Consider the following 17,021-nt stretch of genomic DNA (forward strand, 5'->3'; position numbering starts at 1 on the left):
CTGGACGCTCCATCTGCGCGAAGTAGGATGCGCGCATGCTCAAGGTCTACGGCTTCTCGCGAGTGAACAAGATGGCGCGCGGCAAGACCCGCGACCTGCGCGTGCTGTGGGCGCTGGAGGAGATGGGGCTGCCGTACGAGGTCGTGGGGATGGATCATCCGCGGCACGACCTCGATACGCCCGCGTATCGCGCGCTCAATCCGTTCGGACAGATTCCGGTGATCGACGACGACGGCGTGGTCGTCACCGAGTCGGGCGCAATCCTGCTCTACCTCGCCCGCAAGAGCGGCAAGCTGATGCCGCGCGACCTCGCCGGCGAAGCGCAGGTGCTGCGCTGGTGCGTCGCGGCGCTGAACACGATCGAAGTCCCGATCCTGACCGCGTGGTTCGTCGACCTGAACGGCGGCAAGGGCACCCAGGCAAGCGATGCGCTTCACCAGTGGGGAGGCATGCGCCTGAAGCAGCTCGACGGCTGGCTCGCGGGCAGAGAGTTCGTCGCGACCGACGAGTTCACCGTCGCGGACCTCTTGATGACGCATGTGCTGGGCGCCGGCACCGACGAGAGTGTCGTCAAGGACCATCCAAACGTGCTCGCCTTCCAGAGGCGCTGCATCGCGCGCCCGGCCTGGAAGAAGGCGTTCGACGCCTACTGCGACCGCGTCGAAGCGGCCTGAGAGCGGGGCGCATCGTCATCACCGTCGGAGCGGAAGCAAGGCCACGCTCGAATACGCCGCGCGTTCAGCCGTGATGCCCAGGGTGGAGGATTCAGCGTCCTCAGGTCCGACGGACACGGTGCAATAAGCGGCGTTCAGGGCCTTGATGTCCAATCCCAGGGAGGCCTCGTTCGCATCGTTCACGACCGTGTCGGAGACGGTGCAGTACGCCGCCTGGGCCTGGCTCGCTTCGGTCCCCGACCACGCAGCGGCAGCAGCGTCCCCGAACTCCCGCTCATAGAGGGCGTGGGTCTGTTGTGCCAACGCGACGCGCTTTTCGAGGTAGGCCGCGGAGCGCAGGAGCCGTGGGGGCGCCTCGACTGCCATTCCGGCCCCGGGGCTCAGGATGAGTGCCTCTGCTGGGTGCGTGGCTCACCCTGGACTCCCGCGAGATGGAGGAGCGCCTCGGGACCGCCGCGCCGAGGCTCCCGCGCGACCCACCCCGGGTCAGGGCAATCCCAGTACACCGCGCAGCCCCAGTTATTGCCTTAAACCTGAGAAAAAGAGACTTCTCGTCGAGCCCCGGAGAGAAGCTGTGGACGGTGCCGAGCCCCTGGGGGCCGGCACCTTCACAACCAACGGAGGGGACTTGATGCGTACAGCAATCCTTTCACTGTGCATGCTCGCCTTGGGTACGGCGCGAGCTGCTGGAGCCGAGACACGGGCCGAGACACGGGCCGAGACACGAGCCGAGACACGGGCCCGCGAGCACCGGGAGCACGCCCGCAAGCCGCTGCCGGAGCCGGAGGACAGCCCGCTGTCCCAGCTCCCGGTGGACCCGCGCTTCCCGCAGTTCCAGGTGCGCAAGCCAACGCCGTCCGCCCCGGCGGAGCTGGTGGCGTCGGGCCCCGGCGACACACTGCGCTGGATTGCCCAGCACGGGACGACAGTCATTGACCAGGCCCAGGGAATCGCCGCCACGCAGGACGGCACGTACACGGTGGGCTACACCCAGGGCTCGTTCGACGGGCACCCCTTCCTGGGCCTGCGGGACTTCATCGTCGTCAAGCACGACACGGCCGGGGCGAAGCTCTGGTCCCGCCAGTACGGCACGGCGTCCTCCGACTACGCGGTGGGCGTGGCTACCTACACGGCGACCCGTCCGCACTCCATCTACGTGGCGGGCTACACCGGCGCCAGCCTCGATGGGCAGCCACACGCGGGCAACTTCGACCTGTTCGTCACCAGGCTGGATGAGAGTGGCAACAAGCTGTGGACGCGGCAGCTCGGCACGGCGGGCGTGGAGCAGACCACCGGCGTGGCCACGGACCAGGCCGGCAACGTCTACGTGACGGGCTACACCTCCGCCAGCCTCGACGGGCGGCCCCACGTGGGCGGGCAGGACCTCTTCCTGGTGAAGTACAGCGCGTCCGGGGTGAAGCAGTGGACGTTCCAGCACGGCACCAGCGTCAACGACCTCGCGCGCGCGGTGGCCACGGACATCCAGGGCAACATCTACGTCGCGGGCTACACGGCGGGCAGCCTCGACGGCAACCCCAGCGCGGGCAACTATGACCTGTTCCTCGTCAAGGTCAGCCCGGCCGGCGCGCGGCTGTGGACGCGGCAGATGGGCACCAGCGCGGCGGACACCCTCCAGGGGCTCGCCACCTCGCGCCGGCTGACGACCAGCGGCACCAGCGAGGTGGACGTCTACCTCGCGGGCTACACCCTGGGCTCCTTCGCCCCCCTCGTCAGCCAGGGCAGCTACGACAGCCTCGTCTTCAAGTACGACGCGGCCGGCACCCGGCAGTGGGTGCGGCAGATTGGCACCGCGGGCGCCGACTACGTGTATGGCCTGGCGTCGGACGGCGGAGCCAACCTCTACATCACCGGCACGACGAACTACGACCTGGACACCAACACCGCGGCCGGCAACAACAACGCCTTCCTGCGCAAGCTGCGCTCGGACGGCACGCTGCTGCTCACCCGCCAGCTCGGCTCCACCAATCCCACCACGCCCACCGCGCAGGACGACCTGGGCTTCGCGGTGGCCGCGGACACGTCGGACCGCGTCTACATCGCCGGCTACACGGAGGGCCAGTTCACCTCGACGGCCAGCGCGGGCGACAAGGACCTCTTCGTGGCGCAGTACTCGGACGGGTGCCAGGCCAGCGCGCCGGGCCAGTGCGGGCTGGGCTACGGCTGGGGAGACCCGCACCTGGTGACGTTCGACCGCGTGGCCTACGACTTCCAGGGGGCCGGCGAGTTCATCCTGGTGGAGAGCACTTCCGTGCCCTCGCCCTTCGTGGTGCAGGGGCGGATGGAGTCGTGGGTCGGCTCCACCCGACTGTCCGTCTTCACCGCCGTGGCCACGCAGGTGGGCACGGATCGCGTGGGCTTCTACCTGGGCTCGCAGCCGGTGAAGGTCAACGGCGTGGCGGTGACGCTGGCGGAGGGAGAACTGGTGACGCTGCCCTCCGGCGGCCGCCTCCACCGCGCGACGGCCAACAGCTACGTCGTCCTGTACCAGGGCCAGGAGCGGATGCGCGTGCAGTCCAACGGCGCCTATCTGGACCCGCACGTCACCCTGCCCGTGTCGCGACAGGGCGCGGTGCGCGGCCTGCTGGGCAACTTCAACGGCAACCGCAATGACGACTTCGCCCTGCGCGACGGCACGGCGCTGGTAGCCCCGCTGTCCTTCTCCCAGCTCTACACCAACTCCAACAGCATGGCGGCAAGCTGGCGCATCACCCCGGCGGAGTCGCTGTTCGACTACATCGGCTCGCAGACGAGCGCGTCCTTCGACCTCCCGGGCTTCCCCAGCGAGGCCACCTCCACCACACACCTCACGCCGGCCCAGTACGCGTCCGCGCAGGCGACGTGCCAGTCCGCGGGCGTGACGGGCGCGGCGCTGCTGGACGGCTGCATCCTGGACGTGGCCCTCACCGGCAACTCCACCTTCGCCACGGGCGCCTCCGCCACCCAGGCGCAGGACACGGCGAGCACCGGCGGCGGCAGCCCGCCCCAGCCCGCCGCGCAGACCGTCTACTCCTCCGGCTTCGAGGCCGGCGCGGGCGTCCAGTGGTCCACCACCGTCACCAGCAGCACGCCGCTGGGCGACCGGAACTTCCTCGGCGAGTTCGGGAACCAGACGGTGCGCCTGCACCTGACGGGCCTGCCCGCGCACACCAGCGTCACCGTCAGCTTCGACCTGCTCCTCCTCCAGGGGTGGGACGGTGACGGCCCCTCCGGCCCCAACACGTGGAGCGTGGCGGCCACCACCGCCGGCACGCTGCTGCACACCACCTTCTCGAACACCGGCAGCACGCAGTCCTACCCCGTGCCGGGCAGCAACGCCGGCACCGGCTCCCAGGGCTACGGCGACATGCTCTACCCGGACGGCGACTCGCGCTACGCGCTCAAGCTCACCTTCGCCCATACGTCCTCCGTGCTGGACGTGGACTTCGCCGCCGTCGGCCTGCAGGGCCTCACCAGCGAAGCCTGGGGACTCGACAACGTGCAGGTGCAGGTCAAGTAGCCACTCGCGGCACCATCGACATCATGAGGAACCCACACATGCGAAAGCTGAAGATTTCCACGGCGCTCCTCGTCGCGGCGCTGGGGACGGGATGCACCCGGACCGAAGAGACGCCCCCCGCGACCCCACCGGCCTCACCCGCCGTCCGGAGCTCGGCGCTCCAGGAGGAGCTGGCGCGGCTTCCTCCCCGGGTGGAGGAGCTGTTCATCACCCCGTACGACGCCCTGAGCTCCTCCACCCCCACCCTCCTGGAGGTCCGCTTCGTCGACGGCACCGACCTGCCCCAGGTCATCGACATCTTCCCGAGCGACTTCCAGCAGACGACGCTGCGGGATGACGGTCAGGACGGCGACCTGTCCTCGGGAGACGGCATCTACAGCGCGATGCTCGACTTCGACTTCGAGGAGCTCATCCTCACCGACCAGTTGGTGGACCAGCTCCAGGGCGAGCTGGGCGACGAAGCCCGGGTGCCGCTCGTGTCCGGCCGCTCCGTCGTGGAGCAGCGCGAGCCCTTCCGCCTGGACCTGGAGATGCTGAGCCGTCCCTTCGAGCGCTTCCAGATTCCCTTCGCCAACGGCATCTCCGCCGCCATCTCCAAGGAGCACTCGCTGCTCATCAACATGGTGGGCATGGAGGACTTGGAGCGCATCCCGGACCCGTGCCTCCCGCAGGCCGGCGACGCGGACAAGAAGTGGGCCTTCGGCTACCTGATGCGCGAGATGGCTGGCCCGAGGGACCCGTCCGAGTTCACCCGGGAGTGGCTGCTCCAGCTGAAGGAGGAGCAGTTCGTCAACGGCTGGTCGGTGCAGGGCAGGCCTGACGTGGAGCGTCTCCTGGCGCAGTGGGAGAACCTCAGCGGCGGGGAGACGCTGGACATGGACATGGCGCCCTTCAGGCTGCTGTCCATCGTCAACCGGCTCGACCTGGCGGAGAGCTCCTTCTACGGCGGCACCGGCGCCGGCGAGGGCCGCTTCGTCTTCGCCTGGGTGGATGACTCGTGCCAGACGCAGGAGTTCACCGTCATCTTCGAGTACCTCATCCCGGTGCAGGGCTGCTTCGCCCTCAAGGACTGGGCGCGGCAGTGGAAGGAGCTGGACGAGCACGAGGTGGGGACACCGGATTACAACGCGAAGCTGGAGCTCATCACCGAGCAGTTCGCCAAGAAGGACGCCATGCCGGAGCGGCCCAACGGCAGCGCGCTCAACCAACTCCGCACCAATGAAATCGCGCTGGGTGGGGGCGAGCAATGGGAGCAGCGCGAGTTCAAGATTGACGGCGACGGGAGGCTGACCCAGGTCCCCGTGGCGCAGACTCCGGACATCACCCACCACAACACGAACCTGCTGAGGGACTACGTCAACGACAGGGAGTTCGCCATCCTCCTCGAGCGGAACGTCGTCCCCGCCATGTTCGACAGCACGGACTTCCTCGGCGGCTCGTCGCTCAACCCGTTCAACTTCTTCTGGCGTGCCACGGGCATCCACAACAACGAGACCCGGCACCACTTCTCGCTCAACACCTGCAACGGGTGCCACTCGGGGGAGACGGGCACGGACTTCACGCACATCGACGTGCAGACCGGCGCCCCGTCCCGCTTCCTGACGGGCACGGGCTGGCCCACCGCTTCCGGCCTCCCGGACCCCGAGCAGGCCCGCATCAATGCCAGCGGCGGCCCGGCCGTCTCCAGCTTCTACACGTACGGAGACCTGGACCGCCGCGCCGCGAACATGGACGACCTCATCCGCAACCCGTGCTCGTTCCGCATCTTCAACGTGCCCATCCTCGGCCACTAAGGCCAGAGCACCCGCGCCTGCCCGGCGGCCCGTCCTACACGGGCGGCCGGGCAGGTCTTGGGGTCAGGGCCCACCCATTTCATCGCGGGACAGTTCCTTCATACTGGGTGTGTCCGGAAGCGCGCGCCGGCCAGACCTCGCGCGGCGAAGGGGGGGACGTCCACCCGATGAAGAAGAAGCTGCTCGTGTTCGCCGTCGTCGCCGTGACGGCCTTCATTGTCTTTCGTCCGCTCGTGTCCAGGAATGACGAACTGGTGCGCCTCCGGGAAGACACCTACCGGGAGTGGGCGCAGATCGACGTGCTGCTGAATCGCCGGTACGACCTCATCCCGCGCCTGGTGGCAACAGTGAAGGGCTACGCGGGCCACGAGCAGTCCACCCTGGTGCAGGTGGCCGAGGCCTACAGCGGCTATACCCGCGCCTCCACCATCCCCCAGAAAATCGAGGCCTCGTACGAGACAGAGCGCCAGCTCCGCAGCCTCGCCCTCTGGGGACAGGTCCACCCGAACCTCAAGGCGGACACCCACTTCACCGAGATGATGCGGCAGCTCTCCAGCACGGAGGACCGGCTCGCCGACCAGCGCATGCGCTACAACTCCAGCGTCTCCGTGCTGAACAAGGAGGTGAAGAGCTTCTATGGGCGGCTCGTCGCGCGGCTGGCGAAGGTCGAGGCGGGCACCTACTACGAGCCCCCCGCCGAGACGAAGCTGGCCCCTCCGGTGCGCTTCTCGCCGGTGGCCACCACGACGCTCAGCGCGGGCGAGCTGCTGCTCAAGGGAACGATGGCGAGCGGCAAGACGCGCCACGCCATCCTCCAGCTACCGGATGGGCGCGAGCTGGTGGTGAAGCAGGGCATGGAGGTCAAGGAGGCCGCCGCCCGCGTCACCCATATCGGTGACTCCGAGGTCACCTTCCAGGAGACCGTCTACGACAGCGGGGGCCAGCCCCAGGTGCGCGAGGTGCGCATCCGCCAGTGACGGCCTTCCAGGTGCGGCCGACGCTCTCAGCGGAGGACCCACTCCACGACGAAGTCCGGCCCCTCCTGCTCCGCCCTGGCCCGGGCCAGCGCCTCGGGACGCTCGTCGCCTGCCCACAGGCCCATGAACTCGCCCACCAGCCATTGAGCCAGTGAGCGGGCCACGCGCTGCACGCCCTCACGCGGAACGCCAGACAACGAGCGCTGGGTCTCCGTCATCCCGCGCACCAGGCGCGCCGGCACCATCCAGCATTCCGCCCGGGGGAACGGCGGTGCCAGGAACAGGCAGAATGCCGCGTCGGTCCGCAGCAGCAGCGCGTCCAGGTGCTCACGCCCGAGGCGGAACGTCGGCAGCCACTGCCCTTCCCCACGTTGCTCCAGCTTCACCACCTGAACGAAGGCAACCCGCTCCGTGCGGATGAAGCCGTCCACGTTCACCTTGAGGACGAAGGCTACTTCCACGCCCGGAGGCCGCGGCGCGGGAGGTGCCTCCTGTGAGGGAACCGCGTCCTCTCCGACTCCAAGGTCATCAACCGCCGGACGCGTCCGCCGCACCGTGAACCCCAGCTCCAGCGGAGCCGCCTGTCCCTGTGCCAGCAGCGTGGACAGGTCCGCCTTCACGCGCTCCAGCTCGGCGCGAAGTCCTTCCAGCAACCCCGCCACCAGCTCCGCCGTGTCCTCACGGAACCGCTCCGGGTAGCGCGTGACGAAGTCAGACTCCACTCGCGCCACGGCCCCGAACAACAGCTCCTCCAGGTCCCTGTCACGCAGCCACGTCCGCCCACCCAGCGGCACGGCCCGCGTCACATGCAGATGCCGCAGCGCTTCGGTCAGCGAGGACGGCCCCACGCTTCCGGAGGGCTCTCCCGAAGGCGCCGCCCCGCCCTTCCCCGTCCCCTGCAACCACGTCTGCAGCGTCCTCACCCGGAACCGCACGCGAGACGACGGGTGCTCCTTCAGCTTCCGCACCTGCCGCCGGTCCGTCTCCGTCCGCACCAGCGCCAGCACCGTCAGCTCCGCCTCGGACGAGGCCGCCTCCGGCGCGCACCACAGGAAGAACTCAATCGCAGCCTTGCGCAGCACGGGCTTGCGCCCCATCCGCGCTGCAATCTCCTGCCGCCACGCCGCCAGCTCATCCATCCCCGGCCGCACCCCGCCCGCGCCGAAGCGAGGCCACAGCTCCGCGCACTCCTCCGCCAGCCAGCACAGGTTGTCGAACTCCGGCGCCCAGGGCTTCAGCTTCACGCGCACCCGGCTGCGTCGCTCGAACGCATCCGCCAGTCCCCTGCGCACCGCCGCGCGGAACAGCCGTTCCTCCAGCCACAGCAGCGCCAGCACCAGGCCCGGCTCACCTTTGCGCAGCGTCGCGTGGCAGTGGTCCAGGACGAAGCGCACGGGCCCCAGGTCCGACGAGGACTCGAAGTCGCCGCCCACCAGCGCGCCCAGGGCTCCACGCAAGCCATCCACCGGCGGCGCATCGAAGCGCGCCAGCAGCTCGCACAGGTTCTCCACCACCGTCGGCGGCCCGCCCACCTCCAGCGTGCGCGACAGCAACATCCCCGCCCGCGCGCACCAGTCCGGCTCCCTGCGCCCGCTCGGGTAGCAAGCCAGGAACCCGCTCATCCCGCTCCGCCCCTCGGGTGACGTCGCCAGCGAGAACAGCCGTTCCGCCAGCACCTCCGAGGCCTCCCGCCACGGAATCCGCGCGGCCCGCGAGCGGATGAAGTCCGCCAGCCTGTCCCGTCCCTCTTCGGGAGTCGTCGGCAGCAGCGCTCGGAGCTGCTCCAGCAACCCAATCGACTTCGCCCCCGGCCCAAGCACCTGCTTGAGGTCCACCTCCACCGTTCCCTGGAAGCGCAGCGCCCGGCCATCGAACGTGCAGGCCGTGTCCCCCACCAGCGCGAGCAGCGACTCCGGATGCCGCTTCAGGTAGCGCGTGAGCACGGTGGAGACGATGGCATCCGTCTCCCGCAGCACTCGCTCCGCGCCTTCCGATTCCCCCGCCTCCTGCAACGCCCCGAGCACCGACTCCTGCCGCCACAACAACCGCTGCAACAGTCCCACCGGCGGAGCCGCATACGGCCACAGCAGCTCACCGCACGACGACAGCAGGAACAGCAGCTCCCCCGGAGCCCGTGCTCCCGAGTCCAGCCGAGTCCACGCGGCGACCTGGGCCAGGGTGCGCTCCTCCAGCGAGGCTCCGCGCACCCACTGCGCGAAGGACTCGCGCCACTGCGCGGACGCCGCCACGGCCTCCGTCGCCGGAGTCCCTGTCACGCCTTCGTAGAGCGGCCGGAGCGACTCCGGCCACCCGGCCTCACCGGACGGCTGCATGGTCTCTCACGTGCTTCACGTTACCGCACCCGAGGGAAGCGCCGCCTCGGTGGACGGGGACAGGGTGATGACCACGGACTTCGACGTGGGCGTGCGGCTCTTCTCCGCGAAGCTGTCCACGGGCACCAGGACGTTGGCCTCCGGGAAGTACGTGGCCGCGCACCGGCGAGGGATGTTGTACGGCACCACGCGGAACCGCCGGGCCACGCGCGTCTCGCCCTGGAAGTGGCTCGTCAGGTCCACCACCTGTCCTTCCGACAGGCCCAGCTCCTTCACATCCGCCGGATGCAGCAACACCACGCGCCGCCCGTTGCGGATGCCCCGGTAGCGGTCGTCCAGTCCGTACACGGTGGTGTTGAACTGGTCATGGGTGCGAATCGTCATCATCAGCAACTGCCCGGGTGCCAGCTCCAGCCGGGGCAGCTCGTGCACGGTGAAGTGGGCCTTGCCACTCGCCGTGGTGAACCGGGCCTCGCGCGGGCCGTTGGGCAGGTAGAAGCCTCCAGGCTCGCGCACGCGGCGGTTGAAGTCCTCGAAGCCGGGGATGACGCGGGAGATGAGCTCGCGCACGCGGTCATAGTCCTCCACCAGCCACGACCACCGCACCGCCGAGCGCCCACCGAGCACCGCCGCGGCCAGCCGCGCGACGATGACAGGCTCACTGAGCAGGTGCTCCGACGCCGGAGCCACCGCGCCACGCGACGCGCTGACGACGCCCATGGAGTTCTCCACCGTGACGAACTGCGCTCCACCCGCCTGCACGTCGCGCTCGGTGCGGCCCAGGCACGGGAGGATGAGCGCCCGCCGCCCGTGGACCAGGTGCGCGCGGTTGAGCTTGGTGGACACCTGCACGGTGAGCCGCGTACGTCGCAGCGCCTCGGCGGTGAGCTCCGTGTCCGGCGTGGCGGACAGGAAGTTGCCGCCCATCGCGAAGAACACCTTCACGCGCCCGTCGTGCATGGCGTGGATGGTGTCCACGACGTCCATGCCATGGTGGCGCGGAGGCTCGAAGCCGAGCTCCCGCGACAGCGCGTCCAGGAACTCGGGCTTCGGCCGCTCCCAGATGCCCATGGTGCGGTCGCCCTGCACGTTACTGTGCCCACGCACCGGACACAGGCCCGCGCCCGGCTTGCCGATGCTTCCGCGCACCAGCGCCAGGTTGACGATCTCCTGGATGTTGCCCACCGCGTTCTTGTGCTGCGTGAGCCCCATGGCCCAGCAGTAGATGGTGCGCTCGGAGCGCGCGAGGATCTCCGCCGCCGCGACAATCTGCTCGCGAGGCACCCCGCTTCCCTCCACCACGTCCTCCCACCGCACCGCGCGGACGTGGGCCGCCCACGCCTCGAACCCGAGCGTCCGGTCCTCGATGAAGGACTTCGCCACCACCGTGCCGGGCCGCGCGTCCTCCATCTCCAGCAGCGCCTTGCCCAGTCCCTGGAGCAGGGCCACGTCGCCGTTGATGCGCACCTGGAGGAACAGCGTGTTGAGCGCGGTGCCAGGACCGATGAGGTGCAGCACGTCCTGAGGGTGCTTGAAGCGGTTGAGCCCCGTCTCCGGCAGCGGGTTGATGGAGACAATCTCGCAGCCCCGGCGCGCGGCGGCCTGGAGCGACGTGAGCATGCGCGGGTGGTTGGTGCCCGGATTCTGGCCGATGACGAAGATGGCGTCGGCCTGGTCGAAGTCCTCCAGCGTGACAGTGCCCTTGCCAATGCCAATCGTCTCGGAGAGCGCCGTGCCGCTGGACTCGTGGCACATGTTGGAGCAGTCCGGCAGGTTGTTGGTGCCGAACTGCCGCACGAAGAGCTGGTAGAGGAACGCGGCCTCGTTGCTCGTGCGTCCAGAGGTGTAGAAGCACGCCGCGTCCGGGGTGCCGAGCGCGCCCAGCTCCTCGGCCACCAGCGCGAAGGCGTCGTCCCAGGAGATGGGCGTGTAGTGCGAGGCGCCCTCGCGCAGCACCATGGGGTGCGTGAGGCGGCCCTGCTTGCCCAGCCAGTGGTCCGTCTGGTGGGACAGCTCGGCCACGCTCCACTGCTGGAAGAAGTCCGGCGTCACGCGCGCCGTCGTCCCCTCTTCCGCCACGGCCTTGGCGCCGTTCTCACAGAACTCGGCCACCGAGCGGTGCCCCGGGTCCGGCCATGCGCAGCCCGGACAGTCGAAGCCGTGCTGCTGGTTCACCTTGAGCAACAGCCGGGTGCCGCGCACCGGGCCCATCTCGCCCCAGGCGTGCTTCAGCGAAGACACCACGGCGGGGAGGCCGCCAGCCACCTCGGCCACCGGACCGACGTGGGGAGCGCGCGGCTCCTCGGGCGGCTGGGCGCTCGGCGGCACGGGGGCGAGCGTCGCTCCCGGCGCCTCCTGAGGCTCCTGCTCGTTCCCATGTCCGCCAGCCATGATTTGCCCTCCAGGCGCCAGGCGGCCGGCGACCCGGCCGTGGCGGGCGCGAGTCTACCCCTACCGGGCAGGTTCGAGGGCCCCAGCCACACGCCAGGGCCCGAGCGGTCGCCCATACCCGGGGTGTGGTCCAGGGCCCGGAGGCATTCCGGGGGCCGTGCCGCCTGGCGGGACAGCGGGCATGGCAGGGGCGCGTTGCCAGGACCACTCGGGGTCAAAAACCTCAGTCGAGGCCAGAGCGAACGCGACACGTAAGGAGGCAACGCGATGAACGGCAGGCGTGACGATGGCCGTGGGCAACGGCCCGGGGAGAGGGAGCTGCGCAGGGGCCAGCAGGTGGAATACCAGGCAGGCCGGCGCGGGTACGACGACAGGGAGCGCCAGCGGGACTGGGACGAGCACGGGTACGAGCGCGGCCCCGAGCGACTGGGCCTGGATGACCGTGACACGGTGCGCGCGGACTGGGACGAGGAGCTCGACTACGAGCACCCCTCCCGCGACTTCGACCGCGACCGGGACTTCCGCTCGCTGGAGGGTGACAGGGACCGGCGCGACTACGAGCAGGACCGGGACTTCGGCCGCGCGGCCCGGGAGCTGGACCGTGCGCGAGAGCCGGGCCGGGACTTCAACCGCGACCGCGAGCTGGACCGCCGCGCGCGCGAGTTCGACCCCGAGCGCATCTCCCGCCGGCCCGAGTACAGCCCGAGCGGCAACTACCGCGCCTACCAGGACGAGCCGCGAGCGGAGCGTGAGCGTCCCCGCCGCTACGGAGACGAAGGGGTCCGGAGCAGTCCCGAGCGCGGGCGGTATGGCTCCGGCCCGCGTGGCCCCGTAGGACGGGATGAGCGGGAGTCCCGGCGCCCCGTCGGGCGGGACTTCCGCTTCAGCGAGCGCGGTTTCCGGGGCGGCACCGACCGCTTCTCCGAGGACGACGCGCGCTACGGTGGCCGACAACCCGGGGGCCATGGACCGGGCATCGAGAACATGGCGCCGCCCCGGGTGGGCTACGGCACCAGCCCGTCCCGCCAGGACGACCATGAGATGGGCCACGGCGGCTTCCTGGGTGGCACCTACCGCTCCCGCCAGGAGGCCCACACGCGCCCCTCCTCCCCCGGCCGGGGCCCCAGGAACTACCAACGGGGGGACGACCGCCTCCGCGCGGACCTGTGCGACCGCCTGATGCAGGGGTGGATGGACTCCTCGGATGTGGACGTGAAGGTGAAGGACGGCGAGGTGACGCTGTCCGGCACGGTGCGCGGCCGCGACGAGAAGCGCGCCATCGAGGACGCGGCCGAGGAAGTGCTCGGAGTGAAGGAGGTCATCAACAACCTCCGCATCAACCGGGCCGAGGGCGCCCTGCGTCATCAGGCCTCCCAGGAACCGGTGCAGCAGCCCGGCGCGGACACGGGTGACGACCGCGGGCTGCACTCGTGACGTGAAGTCCCACCTCCCCGGAGAGGGCGCCACATCGCCGCCGCCCTCCCGGGGGGGTGTGTCCGCGCGCCGGAAGACACCCCGCGAACAGGCCTCACCGCGCTGTGCCCCCGCCGCGCGGGTTCGGGTAGTGTGCCGGGCCTTTCCGCCAGCCACACCCCAGGAGCCTGTACATGTCCCGCGTCATCCGTGCCACCCGTGGTTCCACCCTCTCGTGCAAGGGCTGGGTCCAGGAGGCCGCGCTCCGGATGTTGATGAACAACCTCGACCCGGACGTCGCCGAGCGCCCCGAGGACCTCGTCGTCTACGGCGGCACCGGCAAGGCCGCCCGCGACTGGCCGTCGTTCGACCGCATCGTGTCGAGCCTGCAGAGCCTCGGTGACGAGGAGACGCTGCTCGTCCAGTCCGGCAAGCCCGTGGGCGTCATGCGCACGCACCCGGACGCGCCGCGCGTGCTCATCGCCAACTCCAACCTCGTGGGCCACTGGGCCAACTGGGAGCACTTCAACGAGCTGGAGAAGAAGGGCCTGATGATGTACGGCCAGATGACCGCAGGCTCGTGGATCTACATCGGCACGCAGGGCATCCTCCAGGGCACCTACGAGACGTTCGCCGCCGCCGGCCGCTTCCACTTCGGCAGCGAGGACCTGGGCGGCCGCCTCATCCTCTCCGGCGGCCTGGGTGGCATGGGCGGCGCGCAGCCGCTGGCCGCCACCATGAACAACGCCGTCTTCCTCGGCGTGGAGATCGACCCCACCCGCGCCCAGCGCCGCGTGGAGACGCGCTACCTGGACGTCGTCGCCAAGGACCTGGACGAGGCGCTCGCGCTGGCGAAGGACGCCCAGCAGAAGCGCATCGGCCGCTCCATCGCCATCATCGGCAACGCGGCCTCGGTGTTCCGCGAGCTGTACCGCCGTGGAATCAAGCCGGACCTCGTCACGGACCAGACGAGCGCGCACGACCCGCTCAATGGCTACATCCCCACGGACCTGTCGCTGCAGGCCGCCGCCGAGCTGCGCACTCGCGACCCGGAGGGCTACGTCCGCCGCGCTCGCGAGTCGATGATCATGCACGTGGAGGCGATGAACGACTTCCAGCGCGCCGGCAGCCACGTGTTCGACTACGGCAACAACCTGCGCGGCCAGGCGAAGCTCGGCGGCATGGAGAACGCCTTCGAGTTCCCCGGCTTCGTCCCCGCGTACATCCGCCCGCTCTTCTGCGAGGGCATGGGCCCGTTCCGCTGGGTGGCCCTCTCCGGAGACCCGGAGGACATCCGCGCCACGGACCGCGTGGTGCGCCAGCTGTTCCCCCAGAAGGCGTCGCTCCAGCGCTGGCTGGACATGGCGGGAGACCGCATCGCGTTCCAGGGCCTGCCGGCGCGCATCTGCTGGCTCGGCTACGGCGAGCGCGCGAAGGCGGGCCTCGCCTTCAACGAGATGGTGCGCAAGGGCGAGGTGAAGGCCCCCATCGTCATTGGCCGGGACCACCTGGACTGCGGCTCGGTGGCGTCGCCCAACCGTGAGACGGAGGCGATGAAGGACGGCACGGACGCGGTGGCGGACTGGCCCATCCTCAACGCGCTGGTGAACGCCGTGAATGGCGCCTCGTGGGTGTCCTTCCACCACGGCGGCGGCGTGGGCATGGGCTACTCGCTGCACGCCGGCCAGGTCATCGTCGCGGACGGCACGCCCGAGGCCGCGCGCCGCATCGAGCGCGTGCTCACCAGCGACCCCGGCATGGGCGTGCTGCGCCACGCGGACGCGGGCTACCCGGAAGCCATCGAGGTGGCGAAGCAGCGCGGCGTGAAGATTCCCGGCATCACCGTCTGAGCCTGGAGGCCGCCATGCACCGCACGCGCTCGAGGTCCCTCCTGGTGCTGATCGCCGCGCTCGCCGCGCTGGCGGGCTGTGCCCCCACGGCCATGGGCCCCATGGTGATGCGCCTGGGGCCCGGGTTTCCGGACAAGAACCTCGGCCAGCTGGGGGTGCGTACGGGCCCCCGGCTCAGCGCCCCCCTCGCCGGTGCCCAGCCGTTCCTCGGCGAGGGAGACCAGTTCCGGGGTGACGACGCCAGCTTCTCCACGCAGCAGTGGGGCATGGCGCTCGACGCGGCGATAACGTGGCCCCTGTCCGAGCGGCTGCACCTCCACACCGGCATCCAGGGGGAGTTCTTCCTCCCCCTGCCCCTCCCCGGCTACGGGCTCTACGCGGGGGCCTCGTACTACGTGGGCTCCGAGCGGCTGGGACTGGCCCCCGCGATGGCGCTGCGCGGGGCCACGGACTTCGGGCTCAACACCCGGGGCGGCCCGGGGAGCATGTTCGGCGCGGAGGCGTCGTGCGCCTTCACGCTCCAGCCGGAGAAGAACGTGTCGCTGGGCCTGGTGCCTTTCTTCGCGTGGCACGTCATGGGCTCGCGTGAGGCCTCGGACACGGCGGTGTACTACGGCGGCGTGGTGGCGGCGCGCTTCACCTGGGGCTGGCTGGACAACGTGGAGCTGTCCGGCGGCTTTGGCCGGGCGAAGGCCGGAAGCGGGGCGAGCTGGAACGTCCCCATCATGGGCGTGCGAGGAGGTCGCTGACACATGGACGCGCTGGAGCTGCTGGTCCGCAACACCTCCGAAGTGCTCAAGGTGGAGGGCACGCACCGCGAGAAGGCGGAGCACGCCCTCACCCCTTATCCTGGCGCCTGCGTGGGTCTGCGCTCGGGCCGCGTCGCGTATGTGGGGCCGGAGTCGGAGCTGCCCGACGGCGCGGTGGACGCCAGCACCGAGCTGGTGGACGCCCGGGGCGGCTTCGTGGGCCCTGCCTTCGTGGACCCGCACACGCACCTCGTCTTCGCGGGGGAGCGCTCCGCGGAGTTTGATTTGCGCAACCAGGGCGCCACGTACCTGGAAATCGCCAAGGCGGGCGGCGGCATCGTCAGCACGGTGCGGGCCACGCGCGCCGCCAGCGAGGACGAGCTGGTGAAGCTCGCCCTGCCCCGCCTCCAGCGTCTGCTGGCGCATGGCGTGACGGTGGCGGAGGTGAAGAGCGGCTACGGGCTCGACTTGGAGAACGAGCTGAAGATGCTGCGCGTGGTGCGCCGGCTGAACGGGCTGACGCCGGTGGAGCTGGTGCCCACGCTGCTGTGCGCGCACGCGGTGCCCGAGGAGTACCGGGGGCGGCGCGAGGACTACGTGCGGCTGTGCATCAACGAAATCCTCCCCGCCGTGGCGCAGGAGGGCCTGGCGCGCTTCTGCGACGTCTTCGTGGAGGAGAGCGCCTTCACCGTGGACGAGGCCCGCCGCATCCTCACCACCGCCCGCGCCCTGGGAATGATTCCCCGGCTGCACGCGGACCAGCTCACCGCCTGCGGCGCCTCGGAGCTCGCGGCGGAACTTGGAGCCGCAACGGCCGACCACCTGGAGCAGCTGACGGAGTCGGGCCTGCGTGCGCTGGCCGAGGCGAACGTCACCGCCGTACTCGTGCCCACCTCCACACTGTTCCTGCGCATGCGTCCCTATGCCCCCGGGCGCAGGTTGCGTGATGCGGGCATCAACGTTGCTTTGGGTTCAAACGTGAATCCTGGCTCGGCCATGAGTGAAAACCTGGCCTTGGCGCTGGGGCTGGCGTGTCTGGAGAACGGGCTCAGCGCGGCCGAAGCCTACTGGGCCGCTACCCGAGGCGCCGCGCTCTCGTTGGGGCTGCAAACACATGGGCGCCTGTCCGTGGGAGACCCGGGCGACCTGGTGGTCTTCAGCTGTGCTTCGTACCGGCATCTGCCCTACCATCTAGGAGTAGGTCACGCGCGGGTGGTGGTGAAGACCGGACGTGTCGTCGTCCGGCAGGAGATGAATTCCTGCGCGTGAAGTGGCGTCGCTTTGACAGGCGACGTATTCCGGTGAGACACGAGAACTTCTCGTC

General features: G+C 70.1%; 11 protein-coding genes. 8 read left to right on the forward strand and 3 right to left on the reverse strand.

The window, feature by feature from the left end; genetic code table 11:
- Positions 1-35 precede the first annotated feature (35 nt).
- Positions 36-674 carry a glutathione S-transferase family protein gene (locus tag G4D85_RS36425; RefSeq protein WP_164018711.1) on the forward strand — a complete coding sequence of 213 codons (639 nt, stop codon included), beginning with the start codon at positions 36-38 and terminating at the stop codon, positions 672-674.
- 18 nt (positions 675-692) lie between these two features.
- Here G4D85_RS36425 and G4D85_RS36430 read toward each other — a convergent pair whose 3' ends face one another.
- The gene (locus tag G4D85_RS36430; RefSeq protein ID WP_164018712.1) at positions 693-1,040 is read right to left on the reverse strand and encodes a hypothetical protein; all 348 of its coding nucleotides are present in this window, start codon (positions 1,038-1,040) and stop codon (positions 693-695) included.
- A 265-nt stretch (positions 1,041-1,305) separates the two neighbouring features.
- On the opposite strand from G4D85_RS36430, the gene G4D85_RS36435 reads away from it, so the two are divergent.
- The 3 genes from G4D85_RS36435 to G4D85_RS36445 all read left to right on the forward strand — a co-directional run bounded on the left by G4D85_RS36435 (position 1,306) and on the right by G4D85_RS36445 (position 6,961).
- A complete protein-coding gene (locus G4D85_RS36435; protein ID WP_240359715.1) occupies positions 1,306-4,191 on the forward strand; it encodes an SBBP repeat-containing protein in 2,886 nt (961 codons plus the stop codon).
- A gap of 38 nt (positions 4,192-4,229) precedes the next feature.
- Positions 4,230-5,984 carry a choice-of-anchor X domain-containing protein gene (locus G4D85_RS36440; RefSeq protein ID WP_164018713.1) on the forward strand — a complete coding sequence of 585 codons (1,755 nt, stop codon included), beginning with the start codon at positions 4,230-4,232 and terminating at the stop codon, positions 5,982-5,984.
- A 167-nt stretch (positions 5,985-6,151) separates the two neighbouring features.
- Positions 6,152-6,961, forward strand: coding sequence for a pilus assembly protein PilP (locus tag G4D85_RS36445; protein WP_164018714.1), 810 nt, complete (start codon positions 6,152-6,154; stop codon positions 6,959-6,961).
- A gap of 26 nt (positions 6,962-6,987) precedes the next feature.
- On the opposite strand, the gene G4D85_RS36450 is transcribed toward G4D85_RS36445, so the two are convergent.
- Together G4D85_RS36450 and G4D85_RS36455 are read right to left on the reverse strand one after the other, a co-directional pair.
- The gene (locus G4D85_RS36450; protein ID WP_164018715.1) at positions 6,988-9,294 is read right to left on the reverse strand and encodes a hypothetical protein; all 2,307 of its coding nucleotides are present in this window, start codon (positions 9,292-9,294) and stop codon (positions 6,988-6,990) included.
- A gap of 15 nt (positions 9,295-9,309) precedes the next feature.
- The gene (locus G4D85_RS36455) at positions 9,310-11,685 is read right to left on the reverse strand and encodes an FdhF/YdeP family oxidoreductase (RefSeq protein WP_164018716.1); all 2,376 of its coding nucleotides are present in this window, start codon (positions 11,683-11,685) and stop codon (positions 9,310-9,312) included.
- A 267-nt stretch (positions 11,686-11,952) separates the two neighbouring features.
- Here G4D85_RS36455 and G4D85_RS36460 point away from each other — a divergent pair, with 267 nt between their 5' ends.
- From G4D85_RS36460 to hutI, 4 genes are all read left to right on the forward strand, one after another.
- Positions 11,953-13,119: a BON domain-containing protein gene (locus tag G4D85_RS36460; RefSeq protein ID WP_164018717.1), complete on the forward strand. Its 1,167-nt coding sequence runs from the start codon at positions 11,953-11,955 to the stop codon at positions 13,117-13,119.
- 173 nt (positions 13,120-13,292) lie between these two features.
- Positions 13,293-14,948 (forward strand): urocanate hydratase, encoded by a 1,656-nt coding sequence (hutU, locus tag G4D85_RS36465; protein ID WP_164018718.1) that lies wholly within the window; start codon positions 13,293-13,295, stop codon positions 14,946-14,948.
- A 14-nt stretch (positions 14,949-14,962) separates the two neighbouring features.
- The gene (locus G4D85_RS36470) at positions 14,963-15,697 is read left to right on the forward strand and encodes a hypothetical protein (protein WP_205525859.1); all 735 of its coding nucleotides are present in this window, start codon (positions 14,963-14,965) and stop codon (positions 15,695-15,697) included.
- Positions 15,698-15,700: 3 nt separating this feature from the next.
- The gene (hutI, locus tag G4D85_RS36475) at positions 15,701-16,966 is read left to right on the forward strand and encodes an imidazolonepropionase (RefSeq protein ID WP_164018719.1); all 1,266 of its coding nucleotides are present in this window, start codon (positions 15,701-15,703) and stop codon (positions 16,964-16,966) included.
- The last annotated feature ends 55 nt before the right edge of the window (positions 16,967-17,021 follow it).

It is taken from the genome of Pyxidicoccus trucidator (assembly GCF_010894435.1).
In the GTDB taxonomy this organism is placed as follows: domain Bacteria; phylum Myxococcota; class Myxococcia; order Myxococcales; family Myxococcaceae; genus Myxococcus; species Myxococcus trucidator.

Coding starts and splice junctions, on each gene's coding strand:
- G4D85_RS36425 (WP_164018711.1), top strand. CDS start 36: ATGCTCAAGGTCTACGGCTTCTCGCGAGTGAACAAGATGGCGCGCGGC.
- G4D85_RS36430 (WP_164018712.1), bottom strand. CDS start 1,040: ATGGCAGTCGAGGCGCCCCCACGGCTCCTGCGCTCCGCGGCCTACCTC.
- G4D85_RS36435 (WP_240359715.1), top strand. CDS start 1,306: ATGCGTACAGCAATCCTTTCACTGTGCATGCTCGCCTTGGGTACGGCG.
- G4D85_RS36440 (WP_164018713.1), top strand. CDS start 4,230: ATGCGAAAGCTGAAGATTTCCACGGCGCTCCTCGTCGCGGCGCTGGGG.
- G4D85_RS36445 (WP_164018714.1), top strand. CDS start 6,152: ATGAAGAAGAAGCTGCTCGTGTTCGCCGTCGTCGCCGTGACGGCCTTC.
- G4D85_RS36450 (WP_164018715.1), bottom strand. CDS start 9,294: ATGCAGCCGTCCGGTGAGGCCGGGTGGCCGGAGTCGCTCCGGCCGCTC.
- G4D85_RS36455 (WP_164018716.1), bottom strand. CDS start 11,685: ATGGCTGGCGGACATGGGAACGAGCAGGAGCCTCAGGAGGCGCCGGGA.
- G4D85_RS36460 (WP_164018717.1), top strand. CDS start 11,953: ATGAACGGCAGGCGTGACGATGGCCGTGGGCAACGGCCCGGGGAGAGG.
- hutU (WP_164018718.1), top strand. CDS start 13,293: ATGTCCCGCGTCATCCGTGCCACCCGTGGTTCCACCCTCTCGTGCAAG.
- G4D85_RS36470 (WP_205525859.1), top strand. CDS start 14,963: ATGCACCGCACGCGCTCGAGGTCCCTCCTGGTGCTGATCGCCGCGCTC.
- hutI (WP_164018719.1), top strand. CDS start 15,701: ATGGACGCGCTGGAGCTGCTGGTCCGCAACACCTCCGAAGTGCTCAAG.